The sequence below is a fragment of the Thermalbibacter longus genome (assembly GCF_023806485.1).
GTDB lineage: Bacteria > Chloroflexota > Chloroflexia > Thermomicrobiales > Thermomicrobiaceae > Thermalbibacter > Thermalbibacter longus.
The window spans coordinates 42,021-64,396 of record NZ_JAMSLR010000014.1; the positions used below are offsets into that span (position 1 = coordinate 42,021).

22 protein-coding genes and 1 pseudogene are annotated in these 22,376 nt (G+C 65.0%); 14 read left to right on the forward strand and 9 right to left on the reverse strand.

The genetic code is table 11. The annotated features are described in order from the left end of the window. Positions 1-208 precede the first annotated feature (208 nt). Both NET02_RS14590 and fabF read left to right on the forward strand, forming a co-directional pair. Positions 209-1,192 carry a 2-hydroxyacid dehydrogenase gene (locus NET02_RS14590; RefSeq protein ID WP_284058165.1) on the forward strand — a complete coding sequence of 328 codons (984 nt, stop codon included), beginning with the start codon at positions 209-211 and terminating at the stop codon, positions 1,190-1,192. After that, the gene (gene fabF, locus NET02_RS14595; protein WP_284058166.1) at positions 1,173-2,441 is read left to right on the forward strand and encodes a beta-ketoacyl-ACP synthase II; all 1,269 of its coding nucleotides are present in this window, start codon (positions 1,173-1,175) and stop codon (positions 2,439-2,441) included. Before NET02_RS14590 ends, fabF begins: the two co-directional genes overlap by 20 nt. A gap of 91 nt (positions 2,442-2,532) precedes the next feature. On the opposite strand, the gene rpoD is transcribed toward fabF, so the two are convergent. Further along, positions 2,533-3,696 (reverse strand): RNA polymerase sigma factor RpoD, encoded by a 1,164-nt coding sequence (gene rpoD / locus NET02_RS14600; RefSeq protein WP_347711052.1) that lies wholly within the window; start codon positions 3,694-3,696, stop codon positions 2,533-2,535. Positions 3,697-3,996: 300 nt separating this feature from the next. On the opposite strand from rpoD, the gene ruvC reads away from it, so the two are divergent. Genes ruvC through larB form a run of 3 tightly spaced genes read left to right on the forward strand, consistent with a single transcriptional unit; the run spans position 3,997 to position 6,096 of the window. Beyond that, positions 3,997-4,509: a crossover junction endodeoxyribonuclease RuvC gene (gene ruvC, locus NET02_RS14605; RefSeq protein ID WP_284058168.1), complete on the forward strand. Its 513-nt coding sequence runs from the start codon at positions 3,997-3,999 to the stop codon at positions 4,507-4,509. Continuing rightward, positions 4,506-5,315, forward strand: a complete 810-nt coding sequence (locus tag NET02_RS14610; protein WP_284058169.1) for a TlyA family RNA methyltransferase — start codon at positions 4,506-4,508, stop codon at positions 5,313-5,315. Before ruvC ends, NET02_RS14610 begins: the two co-directional genes overlap by 4 nt. After that, the gene (gene larB, locus NET02_RS14615; protein ID WP_284058170.1) at positions 5,305-6,096 is read left to right on the forward strand and encodes a nickel pincer cofactor biosynthesis protein LarB; all 792 of its coding nucleotides are present in this window, start codon (positions 5,305-5,307) and stop codon (positions 6,094-6,096) included. Before NET02_RS14610 ends, larB begins: the two co-directional genes overlap by 11 nt. On the opposite strand, the gene meaB is transcribed toward larB, so the two are convergent. The 6 genes from meaB to NET02_RS14645 form a co-directional block, all read right to left on the reverse strand. After that, positions 6,071-7,024, reverse strand: a complete 954-nt coding sequence (gene meaB, locus NET02_RS14620) for a methylmalonyl Co-A mutase-associated GTPase MeaB (protein ID WP_284058171.1) — start codon at positions 7,022-7,024, stop codon at positions 6,071-6,073. The genes larB and meaB overlap by 26 nt on opposite strands. Then, the gene (locus NET02_RS14625; protein WP_284058172.1) at positions 7,021-7,470 is read right to left on the reverse strand and encodes a cobalamin B12-binding domain-containing protein; all 450 of its coding nucleotides are present in this window, start codon (positions 7,468-7,470) and stop codon (positions 7,021-7,023) included. The genes meaB and NET02_RS14625 overlap by 4 nt, the downstream gene beginning before the upstream one ends. A 39-nt stretch (positions 7,471-7,509) precedes the next feature. Further along, positions 7,510-8,076 (reverse strand): cob(I)yrinic acid a,c-diamide adenosyltransferase, encoded by a 567-nt coding sequence (locus tag NET02_RS14630; RefSeq protein ID WP_284058173.1) that lies wholly within the window; start codon positions 8,074-8,076, stop codon positions 7,510-7,512. Between the two features lie 27 nt (positions 8,077-8,103). Continuing rightward, positions 8,104-8,952, reverse strand: a complete 849-nt coding sequence (locus NET02_RS14635; RefSeq protein WP_347711053.1) for a 3-hydroxyacyl-CoA dehydrogenase family protein — start codon at positions 8,950-8,952, stop codon at positions 8,104-8,106. 75 nt (positions 8,953-9,027) lie between these two features. After that, positions 9,028-9,633, reverse strand: coding sequence for an aminoacyl-tRNA hydrolase (gene pth, locus NET02_RS14640; RefSeq protein ID WP_284058175.1), 606 nt, complete (start codon positions 9,631-9,633; stop codon positions 9,028-9,030). Further along, entirely contained in the window at positions 9,630-10,757 is a 1,128-nt protein-coding gene (locus tag NET02_RS14645) for a glycosyltransferase family 4 protein (RefSeq protein WP_284058176.1), read from the reverse strand. Before NET02_RS14645 ends, pth begins: the two co-directional genes overlap by 4 nt. A gap of 118 nt (positions 10,758-10,875) precedes the next feature. Here NET02_RS14645 and tatA point away from each other — a divergent pair, with 118 nt between their 5' ends. Beyond that, a complete protein-coding gene (tatA, locus tag NET02_RS16605; RefSeq protein WP_347711050.1) occupies positions 10,876-11,367 on the forward strand; it encodes a twin-arginine translocase TatA/TatE family subunit in 492 nt (163 codons plus the stop codon). Between the two features lie 14 nt (positions 11,368-11,381). Here the strand turns inward: tatA and NET02_RS14655 are convergent, their stop codons facing one another. Continuing rightward, the gene (locus tag NET02_RS14655; protein ID WP_284058177.1) at positions 11,382-12,029 is read right to left on the reverse strand and encodes a class I SAM-dependent methyltransferase; all 648 of its coding nucleotides are present in this window, start codon (positions 12,027-12,029) and stop codon (positions 11,382-11,384) included. A 63-nt stretch (positions 12,030-12,092) separates the two neighbouring features. On the opposite strand from NET02_RS14655, the gene tgt reads away from it, so the two are divergent. The 5 genes from tgt (at position 12,093) to NET02_RS14680 (ending at position 16,982) form a co-directional block, all read left to right on the forward strand. Further along, on the forward strand, positions 12,093-13,319 hold the full coding sequence (tgt, locus tag NET02_RS14660; protein ID WP_284058178.1) for a tRNA guanosine(34) transglycosylase Tgt: 1,227 nt from the start codon (positions 12,093-12,095) through the stop codon (positions 13,317-13,319). After that, positions 13,309-13,599: an acylphosphatase gene (locus tag NET02_RS14665; RefSeq protein ID WP_284058179.1), complete on the forward strand. Its 291-nt coding sequence runs from the start codon at positions 13,309-13,311 to the stop codon at positions 13,597-13,599. The genes tgt and NET02_RS14665 overlap by 11 nt, the downstream gene beginning before the upstream one ends. Positions 13,600-13,679: 80 nt before the next feature. Further along, the gene (locus NET02_RS14670; protein WP_284058180.1) at positions 13,680-14,978 is read left to right on the forward strand and encodes a UDP-glucose dehydrogenase family protein; all 1,299 of its coding nucleotides are present in this window, start codon (positions 13,680-13,682) and stop codon (positions 14,976-14,978) included. Then, positions 14,968-15,399: a holo-ACP synthase gene (gene acpS, locus NET02_RS14675; protein WP_284058181.1), complete on the forward strand. Its 432-nt coding sequence runs from the start codon at positions 14,968-14,970 to the stop codon at positions 15,397-15,399. The genes NET02_RS14670 and acpS overlap by 11 nt, the downstream gene beginning before the upstream one ends. Beyond that, positions 15,393-16,982 (forward strand): NAD(P)H-hydrate dehydratase, encoded by a 1,590-nt coding sequence (locus tag NET02_RS14680; protein WP_284058182.1) that lies wholly within the window; start codon positions 15,393-15,395, stop codon positions 16,980-16,982. Before acpS ends, NET02_RS14680 begins: the two co-directional genes overlap by 7 nt. A 129-nt stretch (positions 16,983-17,111) precedes the next feature. On the opposite strand, the gene NET02_RS14685 is transcribed toward NET02_RS14680, so the two are convergent. After that, the gene (locus NET02_RS14685; RefSeq protein ID WP_284058183.1) at positions 17,112-17,630 is read right to left on the reverse strand and encodes an excisionase family DNA-binding protein; all 519 of its coding nucleotides are present in this window, start codon (positions 17,628-17,630) and stop codon (positions 17,112-17,114) included. Between the two features lie 163 nt (positions 17,631-17,793). Between NET02_RS14685 and NET02_RS14690 the strand changes: the two genes are divergently transcribed. From NET02_RS14690 to NET02_RS14700, 3 genes and pseudogenes are all read left to right on the forward strand, one after another. Further along, a complete protein-coding gene (locus NET02_RS14690) occupies positions 17,794-19,545 on the forward strand; it encodes an ABC transporter ATP-binding protein (RefSeq protein WP_284058184.1) in 1,752 nt (583 codons plus the stop codon). 9 nt (positions 19,546-19,554) lie between these two features. After that, entirely contained in the window at positions 19,555-21,369 is a 1,815-nt protein-coding gene (locus NET02_RS14695) for an ABC transporter ATP-binding protein (protein ID WP_284058185.1), read from the forward strand. Between the two features lie 147 nt (positions 21,370-21,516). After that, a pseudogene (locus NET02_RS14700) lies at positions 21,517-22,371 on the forward strand (HU family DNA-binding protein); the annotation flags it as partial. Positions 22,372-22,376 lie beyond the last annotated feature (5 nt).

The window sequence follows — 22,376 nt, forward strand, 5'->3', positions numbered from 1 at the left end:
GCGAGTATACCGGCCACCCGCCGAAACGGTGACTGTCAGACACAGAACTCGGTGGACGACCGGAGACCACGGTGGACGGGAGCTCGCGCCGGGCGGTAGCGCGGCATTGGGTCTTATGCTTAACATAACGTACCTGGCCGACTCGATCTGTTAGCATTGTTCAGAATCGAGGTGGCCTCTAGAATCCCTCATGATGAAGGGAGGGGCGATGCGCGTCGCTGTCACGAGGGGGATACCCGAGGCAGGACTCGAACTGCTCCGGCGTGAAGGCGACGTCGTAGTATGGCCGGAGCCCTGCCCACCGAGCCGTGAGCAGTTGATCGAGTTTGCGGCTGGCGCTGATGGGCTGCTCACTCTCCTCACGGAGCGCATAGACGGAGAGTTGCTCGATGCCTTGCCGTCGGTGCGGGCAGTCAGCAACATGGCAGTGGGATACGATAACATCGATGTCGAGGCTGCCACGGCGCGCGGAGTCGTGGTTTGTATTACGCCCGATGTGCTCACCGAGACGACAGCGGACTTCGCTTTTGCCTTGATCCTGGCGGTGGCCCGTAAGGTCAAGCCGGCCGCTGACTCGGTGCTGCGTGGAGAGTGGCGAACCTGGGAGCCGATGGGGTTCCTCGGTCAGGACGTGCATGGAGCGACCCTGGGGGTCGTGGGGATGGGGCGGATCGGCCAGGCGGTTGCTCGCCGCGCCCGCGGCTTCAACATGAAGATCCTCTACTCGGATCAGCAGCGCCGGCCGGAGATCGAAGAGGATCTGGGGGCCCGGTTTGCAAGCTTGGACCAACTCCTGCGGGAGAGCGACATCGTCACGCTACACGTTCCCCTGACGAGGGAGACGCGCAAGTTGATCGGTGCCGAGCAGCTCCGATCGATGAAGCGCTCGGCGATCCTGATCAACACTGCTCGGGGCGGAGTCGTCGACACCGAGGCGCTCGCAGACGCGCTCGAGAGCGGCACGATTTGGGCGGCTGGGCTGGACGTGACGGATCCGGAACCGCTGCCGGCCGATCACCGTCTGCTCCGCCTGCCGAACGTCCTCGTTACACCGCATATCGCCAGCGCGAGCGAGGCGACGCGCGCTCAGATGTCCCGCCTCGCAGCCGAAAATCTGATCGCGGCGTTGAGAGGTGAAGAACCCCCGCGCTCGCTGAACTGGGAGGCAGTTCGTGGCCTTGCGCAATCGTGAACGACAAGCCGAGCGAGTGCGGGTCGTCGTGACTGGCATGGGCATCGTCTGCCCGATCGGCAACGACCTGGAGACCGTCTGGCAGGCTCTTATCGAGGGGCGATCCGGGACAGACGTGGTGACCCGGGTCGAAGCCAGCGACCTGCCGAGCCAGATCGCCGGAGAGGTGCGGGACTTCGACCCGGTGCCATGGGTCGGAGCTAAGGAGGCGCGTCGCACCGACCGCTTCATCCAGTTCGCAGTCGCCGCTGCCAAACAAGCGCTCTACCAGGCCGGGCTGGAGATCACGGATAGGCTAGCCGACCGGACGGGGGTGCTGATCGGCAGCGCGCTCGGCGGGATGGAGACGATCGAGCGAGAGTTCGGAGTGCTCCAGGCGCGCGGGCCGTCGCGCGTCAGTCCCTTTTTGATCCCGATGTTCTTGCCGGACATGGCCGCTGGCTACGTGTCGATCGTGTCCGGAGCCCGCGGCCCGAATTTCTCGACGCTGTCGGCCTGCGCCTCCGGCGCCAATGCCATCGGTGAAGCCGCTGAGATGATCCGGAGAGGGCAGGTCGACGTCGTCCTCGCCGGCGCGAGCGAGGCAGCTATCACCAGGGGAGCCATTGCCGGCTTCTGCGCTCTCCAGGCGCTGTCGACGCGGAACGACGAGCCGCGCACGGCCAGCCGCCCGTTCGACAAGACGCGCGATGGGTTCGTTATCGCGGAAGGCGCGGCCGTCCTGGTGCTCGAGCGCCTGGAACACGCGTTGGCGCGCGGCGCGCCGATCCTGGCGGAGCTCAGCGGCTATGGCTCGACCGCCGATGCGTATCACATCGTGCAGCCCTGTGCCGGCGGCGAGGGGGCGGCCCGCTGCATGGCGCTGGCGATCGAGGACGCCGGACTCACGCCCAGCGATATCGACTACATCAACGCACACGGCACGTCGACGCCGCTGAACGACGCGGCAGAGACTGCCGCAATCAAGGCCGCTTTCGCCGGGCATCGCGTCCCGCCGGTTAGCTCGACGAAGTCGCTGACCGGGCACTTGCTGGGGGCAGCCGGCGCGGTCGAGGCCGTCTACTCGATCCTCGCCCTGCAGCATCAGGTTATTCCGCCGACCTGGCACCTGCGTGAGCCTGACCCCGCGTGCGATCTCGATTACGTGGCGGAGGGGCCCCGGCCGGCGCGGCTGCGCCACGTGATCAGCAATGCATTCGGCTTCGGGGGCCACAACACCGCGCTGGTCTTCAGCCGCTACGAGGAGTAGGCGGCAAGAGAAGAGGGCTAGACCAAGGCAGCAACGGCATCGGCTCTGCCATGACGCGAGCCGTCTACGATGCTGGAGGAGTCGAGATCACCTAGTCCAGGTAGCCGCGCAGCACGCGGCTGCAGCTCGGGTGGCGCAACTTGCGCAGGGCCTTCGCCTCGATCTGCCGGATGCGCTCCCGGGTAATGCCGAACTCGCGGCCCACTTCTTCGAGCGTGCGGAACTGGCCGTCCTCCAGCCCGAAACGGAGCACGATGATCCGTCGCTCCCGGTCGCTCAGGCGGCTCAATGCCTCCTCGATCTGGTTGCGGAGCAGTTGCTGGGAAGCGAGCTCGAGCGGCGCCGGCATCGACTCGTCTTCGATGAAGTCACCCAGGAAGGCGTCGCCGTCTTGCCCGACCGGCGTCTCGAGCGATACCGGGAGGCGGGCCGCCTCCAGGACATGCCGCACTTTCTCTTCGGGGAGATCGAGCGCGCGGGCGACTTCGAGTTGGGTCGGTTCCCGCTCGAGGATCTGCTGCAGCCGGTGGCTCATCTTCTTGACGCGGTTGATCGTCTCGCCGACATGGACGGGCAAGCGTATCGTCCGGCTCTGGTCGGAGATGGCACGGGTAATCGCCTGGCGGATCCACCAGGTGGCGTAGGTCGAGAACTTGTAGCCCCGCTTGTAGTCGAACTTGTCGGTCGCCTTCATCAGGCCGATGTTGCCTTCCTGTATGAGGTCCAGGAAGGAGAGCCCTCGACCGACGTATTTCTTCGCGACGCTCACCACCAGGCGCAGGTTGGCCTGGATGAGATGGGCGCGTGCCCGCTCACCGTCTTCCTTGTCGGCCAGGAGCTCGAGCCGCTCCTCTTCGCTCGCATACTCGCCGTTGCGGAGTCGTTGCTCCGCGGCCTTGCCGCGCTCCATACGCTTGGCAAGCCAGACCTCTTCCTGAGAGGTGAGCAGGGCCGTCTCGCCGATCTCCTGCAAATACAGTCGCACGGTGTCGCTCACACCGGAGAGCGCGTCATCCGCTTCGACGCGATGGGCATGGCTCCCCAGGCGGCGACCGAGGAGAGACGGAGGGGTTTCCGGTACAGGGTGCTCGTCGGACTCTTCCTCGTCGCGGATCTCGATTCCCTGCTCTTCGAGCGTCAGGTAGAACTCGTCCAGCGAAGCGATGTCGTCCTCTGCGTGGGGAAATGCCGCCATAACCTCATCGGCATGCAGGTAACCGCGATCCCGGCCGCGCTGAATCAGGCTCGAGTCCATGGAATCCATCGGAGATCACCCCAACCTTCCAGACGCCCTACCCCGCACCCGCGCGACGCAAAGAAATCGCCCTGCGATTAGCAACGCAGGGCGATCAGGACATGCGGAGAAAACCTCTCAGCGAGCGGCTGAACTCGATTTTTCCAGCAATTTGGCTTCATGCCCGCCTTGTCACTCCCCAGGATCAGTATAGCCTGATTTTGCTACCATTTCAAGCTCGGGGTACGAAACGGCAGATCGAAGCTGTCTGAGTACCAGAAACGGCATATCTGCGTCAATGTGTAGCGTTGGCAGGGGCTCATGGGAACGGTCATCGGTGTCGATCCGGGGACAGCATTGCTCGGTTATGGGGTTATCGAGGACTGCGAGCCTCCGCGGCCGCTCGCCTACGGCGTGGTCGCAACGCAGCCCGATCGCCCGATGGCTGAACGGCTGCTGCAGCTCTACCGGGAGCTCGATCAGCTCTTCCAGCGCTATTGCCCGGCCGCGGTCGCCATCGAGCAGCTCTTCTTCGCTCGCAACGTGACGACCGCGCTCGCAGTCGGCCAGGCCCGTGGTGTCGTTCTCCTGGTCTCGGCCCAGCGAGGGATCCCAGTGGTCGAGTACAAGCCGGCGGAAGTGAAGCACGCCGTGGCCGGCTACGGCCGGGCGACGAAGGCACAGATGCAGGAGATGGTTCGCCTGCTGCTCGACCTGCCGGTCGTGCCCCAACCGGACGATGCTGCCGATGCGTTGGCCGTGGCACTGTGTCACCTCCAGATGTCGCGGTTCGAGCGCCGGCTGGAAGAGCGTGGTGGCGGTGGTTTGCGGTGACGAACCGAATCCGTGCAGATGAGCGGCTGGTCCAACAAGGGGTGACCGAATCACGCAGCCAGGCGCGCGCTCTGATCATGGCCGGGCGCGTGTCGCTCGGGGACAGGCGGATCGACAAGCCAGGAATGCTGGTCCCGGCCGAGTCGGAGCTCACCGTAACTCGTCCGCCTCGCTTCGTCAGTCGCGGTGGGGAGAAGCTCGACCATGCACTGGCAGTGTTCGGGGTGGACGTCGAGGGGCTCGTCTGTGCCGACTTCGGGGCGTCGACGGGTGGTTTCACCGATGCACTGCTCCAGCGGGGAGCGAGCCGGGTCTACGCGATCGATGTTGGCTACGGTCAGCTCGACTACCGGCTTCGTCAGGATCCTCGGGTGGTGGTGATGGAGCGGACGAACGTCCGCTACCTACAGGTACTGCCTGAGCCGATCGATCTGGTGACGATTGATGTATCGTTCATCTCGCTGCGGCTCGTGCTCCCGGCCGCGCGCCGCGTTCTGCGACCGGGTGGCAAGGTCGTTGCTTTGATCAAGCCGCAGTTCGAGGCTGGGCGGGGGCGAGTGGGCAAGGGCGGAATCGTGCGCGACCCGGCAGTTCATCGCGAGGTCCTGGAGGCGGTGCTCACGAGCGCGATCGAGCTCGGCTTTACGCCCGAAGCATTGACGCGGTCACCTATCACCGGAGCTGAGGGAAACGTCGAGTTCTTTGCGCTGCTGCGCCGGGATGCGGGCACGCCACCTGCCGAGCTCAATCGACTGATTGCGCCAGTGTTGACGCCAGAGCGGGCGGAGGCTGGTGGTGACGACTGAGCGGGACATCTTCGCCGCATTGCGAGCTGCTCTCGCCGGGGTTCACCAGGGCTACGTCGAAAACCCGGGCTTGTGGCTGGACCCGGAGCGCGAGGTACGGACCGGCACGCCGGAGATCGTCCTGGCCGAGGGGAAGTCGATGGAGCAGCTCGAGGAGAGTGTGCGATTGATGCTTGCTGAGACCGGCCGGGTGATCGTCAGCCGCTTGGCGGAGTCGCAGCGACGGCACCTTCAGGCGGCCTTCCCGAGCGCCGTATGGCGACATAACCCAGGAGGCCGGACGGCGGTCATCAGTGGCCCAGAATACCAGCGCCCGCACAGCGGCGGTCGCGTAGGAGTCTTGACCGCGGGCGCGTCCGATTTTCCAGCAGCAGACGAGGCGCGGCTGGTCGCCGAGGAGATGGGGTGTAGCGTCCGGCTCTACCAGGATGTGGGAGTCGCTGGACTGCATCGCCTGGTGGTTCCCCTGCGCGAGTTGCTCGACTGGGAGGCAGACGTGCTCATCGTGGCGGCTGGGATGGACGGCGTGCTACCGTCTGTCGTCTCCGGGCTAGTGCCGCTGCCGGTGATCGGCTTGCCGACGCCCGTAGGGTACGGCGTCGGGGGGCGTGGCGAGGCCGCGCTGCTGAGCATGCTGCAGACATGCGCGCCAGGTCTCGCCGTGGTCAACATCGACAATGGCGTAGGAGCCGGCATCGCGGCAGCGCGTGTCGCCAACGTCGCGGCCAGGGCGCGCGGCCGGGTGCAGGCGGGAGTCAGGAGCGACTCGCGGGGAAGCTGAGTCGTAAACGCTCGATCAGCCGCATGGCGAGCGTGCGCGGGTCGAGCTGCCGGGTTTCGAGCGACGCGCGATCTTCAGCCGGCAGCGTTTCGAGAACTTCGTCGAGCTGGTCTGCGAGCGCCTCCAGCGCGAGATAACGCGCCTCAGCGAGGAGCCGGCGCTGGGTGCGCTCGGTGAGCTGACCGTGGATCTCGAGCTGGCGGCGATGCTCCAGGATCGCGCGCAACACCTGGTCGATACCCTCGCCAGTCGTGGCGACGGTGGACAGAATCGGTGCCTGCTCAGCCGCACCGACCATGAGCCGCTGCATCACCCGCAGGTCGCGCACGACCTGGTTCGCTCCGGGCAGATCCGCCTTGTTCACGACGAAGATGTCCGCGACCTCGAGCGTCCCGGCCTTCAGCGACTGCACGCCGTCACCCAGGCCAGGTACCAGGACGAGCACGGTGGTATCGGCGAGGCGAGCGATGTCCACGTCGTCCTGCCCAGCGCCCACGGTCTCAAGCAGGACCAGATCGAACCCGAAGGCGTCGAGCACGTGAGCCATGGCACACAGCGCGGGGGCCAATCCCCCACCGCGGCCGCGTCCGGTGACGCTGCGGATGAATACTCCCTCATCGGATTGCACGTCGAGCATCCGGATGCGATCTCCCATCACCGCTCCACCGGTAACCGGGCTGGTGGGGTCGACGGCGAGCACGGCGGCGGTGAGGCTCTGGCGGCGTGCCTCGCGGATCAGACCTGCCACGAGGGTGCTCTTCCCGGCGCCTGGCGGCCCGGTAATGCCGATCAGGTGCGCTCTCCCGGTGAGCGGATACAGTTCCCGCTCAGCCTGGATACCGAACGGGGTTCGGTTCTCGACGTGGGACAGCAAGCGGGCCAGCGCCCTGCGTTCCCCAGCCCGGAAGCGCTCGAGAAGGTCGCTCACTCCTCACTCTCCCGGGTGGGCGCGTGCTCTCGGATAAAGCGCACGATCTCCTGCAGTGGGGTGCCCGGACCGAAGATGGCTGCGATGCCGAGCGCTTTCAGGTGGGGGACGTCGTCCTTGGGGATGATGCCGCCCGCGATGACGAGCACGTCATCCAGCCCGGCGCGACGGAGCTGTCCCATGATCTCGGGAAAGAGCTGGTTGTGCGCGCCTGACAAGATGCTCAGCCCGACGACGTCGACGTCCTCGTCGGCGGCAGCCCGCGCGATCATCTCCGGTGTCTGGAAGAGCCCGGTATAGATGACCTCCATCCCAGCATCGCGAAGCGCGCGGGCGAGTACCCTCGCGCCCCGATCATGTCCATCCAGACCCGGCTTGGCGATGAGCACGCGGATAGGGCGGGACCGCGCTGCTCGCCGGGTCGCGGGTGTCGCCTGCTTCGCCATCGGTTCGCCCTTCGCTCAGCGGCACGAGTGGCACGAGCATCAATAGTGCAACCCGCGGCGGAGCTGGTGCGGCTCGGCCTCCCGCGATTTGACCGTCTGCATCACGGTGACCGTATCGGCCGCGTCTTCCAGAGCCGGCGTCGCGGCACGACCGGTCACGACGATATCTGTCCAGGGAGCCGCGCTCTCGACCAGCTCGAGTACGGTCCGATCGGGCACCATGCCCTCATCGACGAGGGTCAGTAGTCCGTCGAGGATCAAGATGTTGGTGACACGCTGCGCGATGTGCCGTCGCGCTTCGCGTAAGGCGAATTCGAGCCGCTCCGGGGCGATACCGGGCCCGGGAATGTCCTCGGCCCGAGTACCCACGTCGATCAAGCCGTACTGGGACAGCGATACCCCGGTAAGGAAGGAGACGGCCGCGACCTCACCGCGCTCCCGACCGGTCTTGAGGAACTGGATGATGTGGATGCGCAGGCTGTGGCCGGCGCCCCGCAGAGCAATCCCGAGCGCCGCGTCCGACGTGCGTCGCTCGTCCCCGACCAGGAGCATGAGATAGCCCCGGCCTTCAGGGCGCTGCTCGTCGTCAACGTGCTCCTCGCGCATACCTGAATCCTCCACTCCCTGGGGATATTACTCCTCGTAGCGATAGAAGCCCTCCCCGCTCTTTCTTCCAAGTTTGCCAGCCGCGACCATTTGCCGCAGCAGCGGGGAGGGACGATACCGCGGATCGCCGAAATCATGGTGCAGCACGTCCAGAATCTGAAGCACGACATCGAGGCCGATCAAGTCGGCCAGCTCTAGTGGCCCCATGGGGTGATTAGCCCCGAGTCGCATCACGGTATCGATCTCTTCAGCCGAGGCGACTCCCTCCATCAAGGCATCGATGGCCTCGTTGATCATCGGCATCAGCACGCGGTTGGACACGAAGCCCGGCGAGTCCCTGACCACAACCGGAGTCTTGTCGAGTCTCAGAGCGAACTCCACGGCTGTCTCGATCGTCTCGTCGGACGTCCGCAGGCCCCGTACTACCTCAACGAGCTTCATAACCGGCACGGGGTTGAAGAAGTGAAGTCCCAGCACCCGCTCTGGGCGGCCGGTGGCCGCCCCTAGGAGCGTGATCGAGATCGAAGACGTGTTCGAGGCTAGTAGTGCCTCCGGCGCACAATACTGGTCCAGACGGCGGAAGACATCTCGTTTGAGATCGACTACTTCCGGCACGGCTTCGATCACGAGGTCGGCATCGCTGGCTGCTTCTACGCTGGTGTCCACGGCGATCAGGCTGAGCGCGACACTCGCCTGCTCAGCATCCAGCCGCCCACGCTCGACGGCCCGTTCGAGCTGCGCGCGGATCCGCTCCAGCGCCGAACGCACGATCTCTGACTCGCGGTCGATCAGCGTAACCACGAGCCCGGCCTGCGCCACCACCTGGGCGATGCTCCGGCCCATCGTTCCGGCACCGACGACCGCAACTCGCTGGATTCGGCTCACGGCGACTTCCCCTCTCCCGCGTAACACGACGTTACCTAGCTCTGTGACCCCGCTCTCTGGCCTGAACTAGCGCTGCAGCGCCCTCGACCCGCCACCGTCCGCGCGGTTGAAGAGGTTCATGGCCTTGACGATTCCCTCCCGGCTCCAGGTCAGTGCCGCTTCCGCCGCTCGCTCGATGATACCCGGGAGCCTCTCCTCCTCCTCCGGGGTGAAGCGGGTCAACACGTAGGCGGTGACATCTCGACCGTCGCGCGGGCGACCGATACCGACCCGCAGCCGCGCGAAGCGGTCACTGCCGAGCGCGACGATGATGGATTCGACCCCGTGGTGGCCGCCGCTGCTTCCTCCGAGCCTGATCCGAATGGTGCCGAACGGCAGGTCTACATCGTCGTAGACGACGAGCAACCGGTCGAGAGGCACACGATACCAGCTCAGGGCCTGCTGTACTGAGCGGCCACTAAGGTTCATATAGGTCATAGGCTTGAGCAAAATGAGGCGCCTGCCAGCCTCATCGCAGGTGGCGAGCTGGGCATCGAATCGCTCGTGCCACTGCTGCACGCCGAGCCGGCGGGCCAGAACGTCTACGACCATGAAGCCGGCATTGTGTCGTGTGCGGGCGTAGCGAGCCCCTGGGTTGCCGAGCCCGGCAATCAGAGTGATCTCCTGGCTCATCGATCGAGTAGCTCCCGATAGAGCATGAGGGTCTGCCGTGCCGTCTCTTCCCAGCGGAACCGCTGAGCCCGGCTACGTCCGCGCTCCGCGAGGATGGTGCGCATTTTGTCGTCATTCAGCAATCGCATGATCTCCTCGGCCCAGTCGTCCGGACAATCCGACTCGACCAGGTGGCCAGCTTCCCCCACGATTTCAGGGAGCGCGCCACGGTTCGCGGCCAGCACCGGCAGTCCGCACGCCATCGCCTCGGCCGCCGGGAGACCGAAGCCCTCGTCCAGCGAGGGTACCACTAGCAGCGTCGCTGTGGAGTAGAGCGCGCGGAGGAGCCGGTCGTCGGCATCCGTGTACCAGAGAGCCTGGCAGGCAGCGACTGCTGCCTCGATCCGATAAGTCAACTCAGCGTGTCGCCATCCCGGTTGGCCGGCGATAACGAGCATCGGAGCGCCGTCCCGGTATCGGTCCCAAAGGTGGCCCATGGCCTCCAGGAGGAGGCCGTATCGTTTGCGAGGTTCGACCGTTCCGACCGCGAGCACGAAGCGCCGGTCCCGCAGTCGCGCGCACTGGTCCGGGCTGGTCGCCCGTGCGATCGTTTGCCAGGGATCCTCCGACGGCTGCAGGAAGAAGGCATCGTCTACGCCGTTGTGTATGACGCGGACGCGAGGCGAGAGAGAAGGGAAGTGGTGCTGGATGCGCTGCGCTGTCCAGCGGGACACCGCGATGATGCGGTCAGCATCGGCGAGAGCATGCCTAAGCTGGCCGTAGTACCGCTCGCCTTCAGTTGCCAGGAGTTCCGGGTGGTCCAGGAAAGCCAGATCGTGCACGGTCACAACCGCCCGCACGCTCCGAGGTAATCGCGGAGGAATGAAGTCTGGGCTGTGGACCAGGGCCGGCCGGCGCAGCGCCAGCTCTGCTCCGAGGAGGCGGCGTTCCCACCGGTGGTGTACGGGAGTAAACACCCGGACGACCGGGAGGGGAGACACGAAGGGCCGGTTCTGGACTAAGCGGATGTCGAGCTCCGGCTCCAGACGCGCAAATGCCCGGGCCAGCCCCAGCACGTAACGCTGGATGCCGCCACGTCGATAGGCGAGCAGCCGTCCATCGATCAGAACACGCTGGCTCGACACCAAGTACTACCTCGGTCTTCGTCGTCTCTGCCTCGCGACGACCGACTGGTATACTACCGTTTACGGAGGGCTCCTGCGTTACAGGCGGCTGGGCCCCGGCGTGATCGAGGAGCAGAGCATGAACTTCTTCGGCATGGGCCCGATGGAACTGGCGGTGATCCTGGTTATCGCCCTGATCATCTTCGGGCCGGGTAAGCTGCCAGAGATCGGCGCGGCCATCGGGCGCAGCATTCGCGACTTCCGCGCTGCGACGCGTGAGCTGACCAGCGAGTTCGAAGAGACGATCCGGGAGGTCGAGACAACCGCGACCGAGGTGAAGGGTACGGCCCGGGAGGTCGGCGAGACGACCCGGACGGTACTCGCTGAGGCTCAGACGACGACCCGTTCGGCCGTGGCCGAGCCGAAGGCGGATCAGGCCCCTGCACCCGCTACGGCTCCGGCGAATCCAGCGGTGCCGATCGTCACGGTCGATCGCACGCCCGAGGATCCTGCGCCGCCAGAGGCGAATACCAGTCAGCCGGTGAGCAACACTCCGACCAAGGCGGATCCGCTGGCTGATCTGGCATCCTTCGGGGCTGTGCTCGACGAGACCGCCCCGCCGAGGAGCTGACACACCAGCGGTGATTAGCTCGCTGCGGGGACTGACTCGCGGCGCGTCGCCACCCAGACCAAAGCACTGCCGCGCTGGCACGGCTGGAGCTGCCACTCGCCGGGAAGCACGTCGCTCGTGAGCGCTTTCCTGGAATGCCGTTCAGCCTGGTTTGCAGACCCGTAGAAGAGTCGCACGGCGAGCCGCAGTGGCAACTGCCACCATTCCCATCGACACATCGTTCCGCTGACCACGACGACGAGCCGGCCACCCGGCTCCAGGACGCGCGCGATCTCCGCCTGCGTCTCGTGGTCGAGGATGTACTCGGATGGGAAGGTACTCACGACGGTGGTGAAGGCCGCCGGCCGAAAGGGGAGCGCGCGGGCGTCGCCACGCACCAGGTCTACCCGGCAGCACTCCGCCCTCCGACGAGCGCGGCGCAGCATGGCCGGCGAGCGGTCGAACCCGACAACCAGCGCCGCGCGACTAGCCAGGTCGGGAAGCAGTTGACCGGTTCCACAGCCGAGATCCAAGATGCGGTCTCCCTGGAGCCATGGCAGAACACTGCGTTGCCACTCGCGCCACTCTCCGGCGAAGAGTAGGATGGTGAGGGGGTCGTAGACCGCGGCTCCGCGCGTGTAGAGCCAGTCGAAAATTCGCCGCTGGAGCCAGCGGGGAACCATTCTCAGCACTCCTGTGGGTACTGTTCGGTGGGCGTCGACGTGAGGAATGACGCAGAGGCAGGGATGACAAACGAAGACGCGGCAGAACATTTCACTATCCTGGCACGCGACAGCCATACTCGGGCGCGAACGGGCGTGTTGCATACGCGGCGCGGCGATGTCCGTACACCCGCATTCATGCCGGTCGGTACACAGGCCGCTGTCAAGTCAGTGACGCCGGACGAAGTCCGGAGCACCGGCTCAGAGATCATTCTCGCGAACACCTATCATCTGATGCTGCGACCCGGCCTCGAGATCATTCAGGCCGCTGGCGGCCTCCATACGTTCATGGCCTGGCCACACCCGATCCTCACTGATTCGGGCGGATTTCAAGTCTACAGTTTGGCCGGTCTCCGAGAGATTACCGAGCGCGGGGTTCGCTTCCGCTCGCACATCGACGGGAGCCTCCACGAGCTCACACCGGAGTCGGCGATCGCGCTTCAACTCGGCTTCGGTTCGGACATCATCATGCCACTCGATGACGTCGTGGGCTACGGCAGCGAGCTGACTCGGCAGCGCGAAGCGGCTGAGCGAACGCATCGGTGGCTGCTGCGGGCGCTCGAATACTTCCGCACGATGGTCGACACGGCGGAGCCCTCCCGCCCTTGGGTATTCGGCATTACCCAGGGTGGCTTCGATCTCGACCTGCGGCGCCGGAGCTGTGACTTCGTCGCCGGGCTACCGGTAGATGGTTGCGCTATCGGCGGCCTCAGCGTCGGAGAGCCCAAGCCGGTGATGCTGGCTTTCCTGGAAGAGGTCGCGCCGCTGCTGCCGGAAGACAAACCACGCTATCTGATGGGAGTTGGGTCGCCGGAAGATCTGTGGTTGGCCGTGGCCGCCGGTGTCGACCTGTTCGATTGCGTCCACCCGACGAGAGTGGCCCGCCACGGTGGCCTCTACACTCCCGAGGGTAGAGTAGACATAACTAGCAGTCGTTTCCGCTCTCACTTCGCGCCAGTTGATGAGACCTGCGACTGCCTGACGTGCACGCAGTTCACTGCAGCCTATCTACATCACCTCTTTCGGGCGCGCGAGTTACTGGCCTACCGGCTTGCGACGATCCATAACCTGCGATTCATTCAACGGGAGATGGAACGGATTCGCCAATCGATCGCAGAGGGACGTTTCGTCATCGAGCTCGAGGAATTCCGCGCTCGCTATCGGCCTGCGGATCAGGAAGCTGCCCAGGTGCAGCGACGCCGGAGGGCCGGCTCGAAGAGCGGCGAGGGGGTGGGGGACATTGACGAGTGAGGAGCAAGCCGCGCTGCACTGCGTCGTGTACGGGCGAGTACAGGGCGTTGGCTTCCGCTTCTTCGTTGTCGATGAGGCTGAGCGGCTCGGGTTGACCGGGTGGGTGCGCAACCGGCCCGATGGCCGATCGGTCGAGCTCGTCGCTGAGGGCCCGCGTTCGCGACTCGAAGAGTTGCGCCGGGCCGTGACGAAGGGACCGCCGGGCGCATGGGTCGAGCGCGTCGAGTGTTCCTGGCAAGCACCCAGCGGGGAGCACACTGGCTTCTCCATCCGGCGTTAGTGCCGGGTTGGCGCCGCGCTACACGGGTATACTGACGCCGGTAGTCGCACCGGAGTGCGGCCTGGAGGGACACGGGGCACATGGCGGTCATTTCCATTATCGGGATGGGGTACGTCGGCCTGGTTTACGGCGCTGCCTTCGCTGACCTCGGCAACCAGGTCTATGGCGTGGACATCGACACGGACAAGGTCGCGAAGCTGCAGCGGGGAGTCGTCCCGATCTACGAGCCGGGACTCGACGAGCTCATCCGTCGCAACCGTGAAGCTGGTCGCCTGCGGTTCACTACAGACTACGCCGAGGCAGTGCCGGCATCGGAGTTCGTCTTTATCTGCGTAGGTACCCCGTCGACGTTCGACGGCGACGCCGATATGCGGGCGGTACGGTCGGCGGCCGAGATGATCGGCCGCAACCTGCGGGGCTACACGATCGTCGTCAACAAGAGCACGATGCCCATCGGGTCCGGCGACCTGGTCACGCAGCTCATCGCAGAAGCCAAACCGGCTGAGGCGACCTTCGCGGTGGTGAGCAACCCGGAGTTCCTGCGCGAAGGATCGGCGGTCTACGATGTCTTTCATCCGAGCCGCATCGTGCTCGGAGCGGACGACCGGGAGGCAGCGGAGACAGTCGCCGAGCTGTACCGCGTGCTGAACGCTCCGATCTTGATCACCGATCGGCGCAGCGCCGAGATGATCAAGTATGCCTCGAACGCGATTCTGGCCACGCGCATCAGTTTTATCAACGAGATCGCACAGATCTGCGAGCAACTGGGCGCAGATATCAAAGTCGTGGCACAGGGGATGGGTTACGATCCGCGGATCGGGCCGCACTTCCTCGAGGCCGGGATCGGATTCGGCGGAAGCTGTTTCCCCAAGGATGTCCGGGCACTCGCCTACATGGCCGAAGAGGCAGGATGTCACCCGCAGTTGCTTCACACGGTGCTGGAGATCAACCAGGATCAGCGACGGCGCTTCGTCCGCAAGCTGCAGGATCTTCTCGGCTCTCTCCATGGCAGGCCGATCGCGCTGTGGGGACTATCGTTCAAACAGGATACGGACGACATTCGCGAGTCGCCTGCTATCGACGTGCTTCGCTTGCTGGTGCAGCGTGGAGCAGAGGTGACCGCCTACGACCCGGTTGCGATGCCGCACGCTGCGGCGCTGGTACCGGAGGCGCGCTACGCGCCCGATCCCTATTCGGCGGTAGAGGGGGCCGACGCGCTGTTGATCGCCACACCCTGGAACGAGTTCAAGCAAGCCGACCTGAGTCGAGTCAAGGAACTGATGCGGACGCCGATCCTGCTCGACGGGCGCAACATCTACGAGCCAGCCGATGTCCGGGCTCTCGGCTTCGTCTATGTGGGGGTCGGCCGTGGCGTATGAGCCGATCTGGGACCCGGAGGCGGCCGGCCCAGTCGAGGTGGGCATCGATGTGATCGAGATCGAGCGGATTGCGCGCGCGCTCAACCGCTTCGGCGACCGGTTCTTGCGACGGGTGTACACCGAGCAGGAGCGGGCGCGTTATGCCGGCCGCGTCTCGGAGCTGGCGGCCAGGTTCGCGGCCAAGGAAGCGACGATGAAGGCGCTCGGCACCGGCGTGCGCGGGATTCGATGGCGCGAGATCGAGGTGCTCTCGAATCGACGTGGGAAGCCGATCCTGGTGCTTCACGGTGGAGCGCGGGAGCGTGCCGAATCACTCGGATTTCGGCACATGGCCGTCTCGCTGACGCATTCCCGCACGCAGGCGATCGCGGTCGTGGTCGCATTCCAGGAGCCCTCCAGGAGGAGCAGCGAACGATGTTGAAGTTGTGCCGCGTCGAAGAGGTGCGGCGGGCCGAGGAGGCAGCCGTCGCGGCCGGGCGGTCGCTCGAGGATCTGATGGCGGCTGCAGGGCTTTCCGTGGCCGAGCAGATTACGAAGCGCGCGAAACACGCCGGTACAGCGCTGTTTCTGGTTGGGCCCGGTAACAACGGCGGCGATGGCCTGGTGGCGGCCAGCCATCTCGTTGCGCGCGGCTGGCGCTGCCTGGTCTGGACCTGGCGGCGGAGCGAGCCCGGCACTCTGCCAGCGGAGCGTGGGCTGCTGGAGCGCTTGCTCTGGATCGATCCCGCAGAAGTCGGCACTGCGATCGCGTCGGCCGACTTGATCGTCGACGCGGTCTTCGGGATCGGCGGGAAGCCGTCCCTGCCGGGAGAGGTCGCCCAGGTCTTCGACATGGCACGGGATACTCGGGCCCGGCGCGGTACCCCGCTCGTGGCAGTCGACACGCCGTCAGGCGTGGACTGCGACAGCGGTGAGGCCGATCCGCGAGCGTTCCGGGCCGATCTCACCGTGATGCTGGGGCTGCCGAAGATCGGGTTGTACAAGCCGCCGGCCCTGCGGCACACCGGGGTGATCGAACTGGCCGATATCGGCCTGCCGGCACCGCCAGCCGAGCCCGGATCGACCGTGCTGGCAACCCCAGAGGACGTAAGGGAATGGCTACCTCGGAGGCCGGCGGATACACACAAGCGTGCCGTGGGGACGCTGTTGATCGTGGGCGGCTCGCCGGCGTTCTACGGCGCACCGCGGCTCGCCGCGGGAGCAGCGCTCCGCGCGGGCGCCGGTCTCGTGACGCTCGCCGTCACGCGTGCGTTGATCTCTCCCATAGCGGCGGCGCTGCCGGAAGTGACCTTCTTGCCTCTCCCTGACGGCGAAGTCGGGGCTGGGGTACGGATGGCTGAGCTCGTGCGGGAGGCACTACCGCGGTACGACGTTGTGCTGATCGGCCCTGGCCTGGGGCAAGAGCCGCCAGTGCCCGAGTTTCTCGCCGCGCTCCTGGGTCTACGCGGGGCGCCGAGGCCGATCGGTTTCGGGCAACCGGCGGCGCCTGGTCTTCCGCAGCGGTTCGGGGGTAGAGCCGTGATCGACGCTGACGGTTTGAACTGGTTGGCCACGCAGCCTGAATGGTGGAATCAGATCCCTGGGGCCGACCTCATCCTTACGCCCCACCCTGGGGAGCTGGCTCGACTCCTCAATATCGAGACCGACGCGATCACGGCCGATCCGTGGGCACGAGCGGTGGAGGCTGCGCAGCTCTTCAATCAGCATGTCGTCCTCAAGTATGGGCACGCGACGGTAGCTTGCCCGGACGGTACGCTGATCGTCTCGCCGCAGGTTCACCCGGCGCTTGCCACGGCGGGTACCGGGGACGTTTTGGCCGGCCTGATCGCCGCGCTAGCGTCACAGGGTCTCGGTTCACGGGAAGCTGCGGCCGCCGGGCTGGTGATCGGTAGCGAGGCGATGCTGCGAGCGGTGGCCAAGAAGGGGACACTAGGGCTCGTTGCGGGCGACCTCATCGAAGAGATCGCGGGAGCGCTCGCCGAGGTCTATGACGCGAGCTGGTAGGCTCGAGGCGGATGACCGAGGGGGAGAGCCGGTGTCGCGGTCCGCGTCAACGACATATCCCCTGATGATCGCAAAACGACTTGTCCCTCTATCGCGCCACTAGACCCCAGCTACAGAGCTAGGCCATGATCAAGCTGACTCTTGCTGGCGCCGGAGCTGTTCCACATCCTCGCGCACCACGAAGGTGCGCCCTGACATCTCGTCGCGCACGTACTCGAGCTTGCGCTCGTCCATCCAGCGGTAGATCGTCGGGCGAGTGACGCCGAGCTGCTGGGCCGCGCTGCCGATGCTGAGCAGCTCGCTCGGCTCGTAGGCGCGGAACTTGGCCAGCGAGAGGAGGCGACCGAGGTCAGTCTCCCAAAAGCTGCGGGGAACGGAGTAGTCTTCGGCTCCTGGCGCCCAGAAGAGCATCTGGAGTACGAGCTCGATCGCTTCGAGTGTCCGCTCGCGGTTTTCGGAGATCTTGCCCTGGGCAACCGCCGCGAGACGCTGCAGGACCTGGCCCAGCGGGCCCTGGCGAAGCTGCTCGAGTGAAAGTTGCTGCACCGCCGCCGGGTAGAGCCGGTTCATGAGCCGGTGGTGCTGTGAGTACAACAGCTTCAGCGCATCGTCGATGACCTTCTGGTAGTCCAGCGCCTCAGGCTCCACTGTGCCCCCTCTCACCCGCGAACGGACAAGCCTTGTACGTACCCATTTTACGGACACCATTGCGGCAGGTCAATAGCGACGAGCGAAATCTCTCTCGTGCTCACCAGATGTGGTGGAGCGATCACTTGCGCTTCAGTCGCACGTCGGCTATACCCAAGGGGCTATGAGCGTTCTGTGGCGCATCCTCAGCTATCTTCGACCGTACCGGTGGACTCTCCTTTCCGGCTACGTAGCGCTTCTCCTCGGCGTAGCAGCGCAGCTTGCCATTCCGCGATTGGTAGAGGTTGCAATCGATCGAGGTATCGCCGGGCAGCAAAAGCATGTCGTTCTGGCGGCATCGGCAGCCCTCGTGCTAGCAGGGATCGCGCAGGGACTCTTGACCTTCGCTCGGAGCTACTCTTTTCAAGCACTCGCGGAGAACATCGCATATCGGTTGAGACGCGAGCTGTACGAGCATCTCGAGCGTTTAAGTTTTTCCTTCTTCGACCAGGCATATACAGGTCAGCTCATGGCACGCGCTACCGAAGACGTGAATGCCATTCGGCGCTTCTTCTGGGTCGTGCCGCGGACCGCCGTGCAGAGCCTGGGCACCCTCGTCGCCGTATCCGTGATGTTGTTCCTCATGAACTGGCGCCTGGCTGCCCTCTCTCTCAGCGTCTTGCCTCTGCTAGCGCTAGCCACGGTTCATTTCAGTCAGAAAGCGCGGCATCTCTTTCTCGAAGTGCAGCAGCAATTCGGAGTCATGACCACCGTGCTCCAAGAGAACCTGGCAGGGGCCAGGATCGTGCGCGCCTTCGCGCGAGAGGACGCCGAGCGCGCGCGCTTCGACACTGAGCTGCAAACGCTCCAGCAACGGTCGCTCAGGGCCGCACGGTGGTCATCCCTCTACACGGCTGTCGTGACCACGCTCGGGGCTCTCGGCATCGTCGCTGTTGTCTGGTACGGGGGACGGCAGGTACTCGCGGGCAACCTGTCCATTGGACAATTAACCGCCTTCTACTTCCTCCTCGTCCTGACCACCCAGCCCATCCGCATGCTCGGCTGGATGGTCAGCAGCACGGCACGGGCGATCGCATCTGGCCAGCGAGTCTTCGAAGTTCTCGACCAGCGACCCGAGATAACGTCCCCTCCCAATGGCATCGATGCGTCGCGGATCCGCGGTGCCGTCGAATTCCGCTCAGTGAGCTTCCGCTATCCGGAATCGGGTACGGCGAGCCTGCACGACATCACGTTCGCGGCCGAACCCGGACAGCGGATCGCCGTATTCGGACCCACCGGATCTGGCAAGAGCACTCTCGTCGCCCTCATCCCGCGGTTCTACGACGTGACCGAGGGCACGGTGCTGATCGACGGAGTCGACGTGCGCGCCTATGACCTGCATTCATTGCGGCGGCGCGTCGGCCTCGTGCTACAGGATACGCTGCTCTTCTCCGTCAGCATCAGGGAAAATATCGCGTTCGGACGGCCAGACGCTAGCGAACAGGAGATCATCGAAGCTGCCAGGGCGGCCCAGGCGCACGACTTCATCATGGATCTGCCATTCGGGTATGACACGGTTGTCGGGGAGCGTGGCGTCTCCCTCTCGGGCGGCCAGAAGCAGCGTATCGCGATTGCCCGCGCGCTGTTGATGGATCCTCGTATTCTCGTCCTCGACGAAGCGACCTCCAGCGTCGATGCCGAAACCGATCGACTCATCCAGCAGGCGTTACAGCGACTTATGGAGGGCAGAACAGCATTCATCATCGCGCACCGGATCCTGACGCTACAGAACGCCGATTTGATCCTGGTGCTAGAGAATGGCCGCCTCGTCGAACGAGGTACGCACGAAGAGTTGTTGGCGCGTGGTGGCCTATACGCGCGCCAGTATGCTCGACAGGCACAGGAGCAGGTTCCCTTGCGTAGCGCCGGGGACTAGGAAGCAGACATGCTGCATCACGGAGAGCTCCTTGGTGCAACCGAGCAGGCATTGAGCCGGCGAGCCTTGCGCAGATTGGTGCGCCAGGTACTGCCCCACCGGAAAGCTCTGGGACTTGCCACGACGATGATGCTGCTCAGCGCTGTAGCCGAGCTATCACTGCCATATCTCTTCGGCGTGGCGATCGATCTGGTCAATCCCGGCAGCGGCCGAACGCTCTTCGGTGTTGGTGGCCAGCGTGCTCTCGATCTGCTCGCGGTGGCGCTCCTCGCCATGATCGTCCTCAGATTCGTCGCCACTGCTGGGCAGCTCTATCTCGCCCAGGTAGTGGGACAAAGGCTCGTCTTCGATCTACGCTCGCGCCTATTCGCCCACCTGCAACGTGTCAGCTTGCGTTACCTGGATCGTCGGGGAATCGGCCCGGTGATGTCCCGGATTCAGAACGACGTGAGCGTCATCAATGAGCTGTTCAGCGATGGTCTCGTCGGCGTGTTGAGTGATCTGCTCACCTTGCTCGGGATCGTCACCGTCATGCTGTTGACCAACTGGCGCCTCGCACTGGTCAGCTTCGTAGCCATGCCGATCATGATCGCAGGAATGCTCTGGTGGAGGCGGCACGCGATCGAGGCGTACCGCGCTACACGGATCGCGGTAGCCCGGTTGAACGGTCACCTGGCTGAGAGCATCAACGGGATCCGAGTGATCCAGGCCTTCTCCCAGGAGGAACGGCAGCTCCGGCGTTTCGAGGCGATCAATGGCGAGTATCTCGGTGCGAGCCTGCGTGCTGCTCGTCTCTCCGCGCTTCTGTTTCCCTCGGTTCAAATCGTGGAGGCGGCCACCACGGCGCTGTTGATCGGCGTCGGCGGCTGGCTGCTCCTGGGAACGCAGGCCTTCACAGTCGGCGAGTTGGTCACGTTCGCTGCGTATGTGTCGCGGTTCTACGAGCCGATCCGGACACTGAGCATGCGCTACGATACGCTGCAGGCCGCGACGACGGCAGCCGAGCGTATCTTCGAGCTTCAGGACGTCCGCCCCGAAGTCGAGGATCGCCCTGGCGCGATCGAGCTTCCGGCGGTTCGCGGTGAAATCGTCTATGACCACGTCACGTTCGGTTATGACCAGTTGCCCGTCCTTCACGATATCACCCTTCGCATCGAGCCTGGAGAGACCGTTGCGCTGGTCGGGGAGACCGGGGCAGGCAAGAGCACTATGGCGGCTCTCCTCGCGCGCTACTACGATGTCTGGTCCGGCTCGATTCGCATTGACGGCTACGATCTTCGAGAGGTGACGCTCACATCGCTTCGCTCGCAGATCGGTATCGTGCCTCAGGACCCGTTCCTCTTTGCCAGCACCGTGCGTGAGAACATCGCGTATGGCCGGCCCGAGGCAACCGAGCACGAGATCATCGAGGTCGCGAAGGCGGTGGGCATCCATGAGACGATCGCGCGCTTGCCGCAGGGGTACGACACGCCGGTGCACGAGCGGGGCGTGCGGCTTTCGATGGGCCAGCGGCAGTTGATCACCATAGCCCGCGTGCTATTGGCTGATCCCCGTATCGTCATCCTCGACGAGGCGACAGCGCATGTCGACACCGAGACAGAGCTGCTCGTCCAGCAGGCGATCCGCCGATTGCTATCCGGTCGCACTGCCGTCGTCATCGCGCATCGCCTCTCTACGGTCCGCGAGGCGTCGCGCATTCTGGTGCTACACCAGGGACGGGTCGTCGAGGTGGGCACGCACGCAGATCTGCTGACCAGGAATGGCCACTACCAGCGACTCTACCGGTTGCAGTTCCAACCGGCAGGCGGAGTGGCTGCGGACTAGCCATCGGGTCATGGATCTTACCCCCATACTTGCGCACGTACGCCTCGCATGACAGAATGCTGGTAGAGCACCCGAAGACGCGCCAGGGCTCCCCGGCGAACCGGTGGACGAGACCGACTCGGTGTATCGTCCTGCCGAGAAGGGGATACGATGAAGAAGGCCGAGCTCGTTTCGAGAGTGGCCCAGCACAGCGGACAGACAGTGGAGGAGACGACGCGAATCGTCGAGTCCATGATCGAGGTCATCCAGGAAGCGCTTCGGCGCGGCGAGGCCGTCCAGGTGGCTGGCTTCGGTAGCTTTCGCCGGCGCTACTTGACACCTCGGCAGGTTCCTGATCCACGCACTGGTGAGGTCCGTGACATTGCGGGGCGCTTCGTGCCAGCATTCGTGCCGAGTAAGCGCTTCAGGCACGCGGTCGGCTTCCAAGGGCAACGATGGAGTTCGGAGGCGATGGGCGGGCAGGAAGTAACCAAGGAGGGCCTCAACGAAACGGTCGAGATGAGAGCGCCATCGGTACGCAGAGTGCACGCCTCGACCGACCAGCTCAGCCGGAAAGTCGGGGTACATCTCTACCTGCCCCAGAGCGTCGTTGTCGGTGAGATCTTCGTGTCCGAGCCTTCGCTCGTCGACTTCCTCGAGGTTGCAGGGGCTTGCCTCTATGTGCATAACGCGGTCGCCTTTCCCTATCTCGAAGGGAGTCCACCGGTCAGAACGCGAGAGGTGGCAGTGCGTAAGGACGACGTGCTGTTCATCGTGGCGCGGGGAGAGGTCGCGGCAGAGGTACCGCCCGACGCGCAGACCGAGGTGCAGGCGATGTGCGGGCCCTTCACGGTGCGGGGCAAGTCGGCGCTGCCCTGGGCATCGCTTATCCGCGAGCTGAGTAACCGTCAGCAGCGCTTCATCCCGCTGTGGCAGGTAACCGTCTATGGGCCGAGCCGTGCGAGCTTCTCGGAAGGAGCTGTCTTGCTAGGGCTGAGCCAGCTCGCGCTCCTCGGCACCTGAGGTGA

What these genes read in the sequence shown, in the direction of transcription:
- NET02_RS14625 (WP_284058172.1), bottom strand. Translation starts at nt 7,470, where the DNA reads ATGGCGAAGCAGGCGACACCCGCGACCCGGCGAGCAGCGCGGTCCCGC.
- NET02_RS14680 (WP_284058182.1), top strand. Translation starts at nt 15,393, where the DNA reads ATGTTGAAGTTGTGCCGCGTCGAAGAGGTGCGGCGGGCCGAGGAGGCA.
- tatA (WP_347711050.1), top strand. Translation starts at nt 10,876, where the DNA reads ATGAACTTCTTCGGCATGGGCCCGATGGAACTGGCGGTGATCCTGGTT.
- NET02_RS14590 (WP_284058165.1), top strand. Translation starts at nt 209, where the DNA reads ATGCGCGTCGCTGTCACGAGGGGGATACCCGAGGCAGGACTCGAACTG.
- pth (WP_284058175.1), bottom strand. Translation starts at nt 9,633, where the DNA reads ATGAGCCAGGAGATCACTCTGATTGCCGGGCTCGGCAACCCAGGGGCT.
- rpoD (WP_347711052.1), bottom strand. Translation starts at nt 3,696, where the DNA reads ATGGACTCGAGCCTGATTCAGCGCGGCCGGGATCGCGGTTACCTGCAT.
- ruvC (WP_284058168.1), top strand. Translation starts at nt 3,997, where the DNA reads ATGGGAACGGTCATCGGTGTCGATCCGGGGACAGCATTGCTCGGTTAT.
- NET02_RS14655 (WP_284058177.1), bottom strand. Translation starts at nt 12,029, where the DNA reads ATGGTTCCCCGCTGGCTCCAGCGGCGAATTTTCGACTGGCTCTACACG.
- tgt (WP_284058178.1), top strand. Translation starts at nt 12,093, where the DNA reads ATGACAAACGAAGACGCGGCAGAACATTTCACTATCCTGGCACGCGAC.
- NET02_RS14670 (WP_284058180.1), top strand. Translation starts at nt 13,680, where the DNA reads ATGGCGGTCATTTCCATTATCGGGATGGGGTACGTCGGCCTGGTTTAC.
- NET02_RS14630 (WP_284058173.1), bottom strand. Translation starts at nt 8,076, where the DNA reads ATGCGCGAGGAGCACGTTGACGACGAGCAGCGCCCTGAAGGCCGGGGC.
- NET02_RS14695 (WP_284058185.1), top strand. Translation starts at nt 19,555, where the DNA reads ATGCTGCATCACGGAGAGCTCCTTGGTGCAACCGAGCAGGCATTGAGC.
- NET02_RS14690 (WP_284058184.1), top strand. Translation starts at nt 17,794, where the DNA reads ATGAGCGTTCTGTGGCGCATCCTCAGCTATCTTCGACCGTACCGGTGG.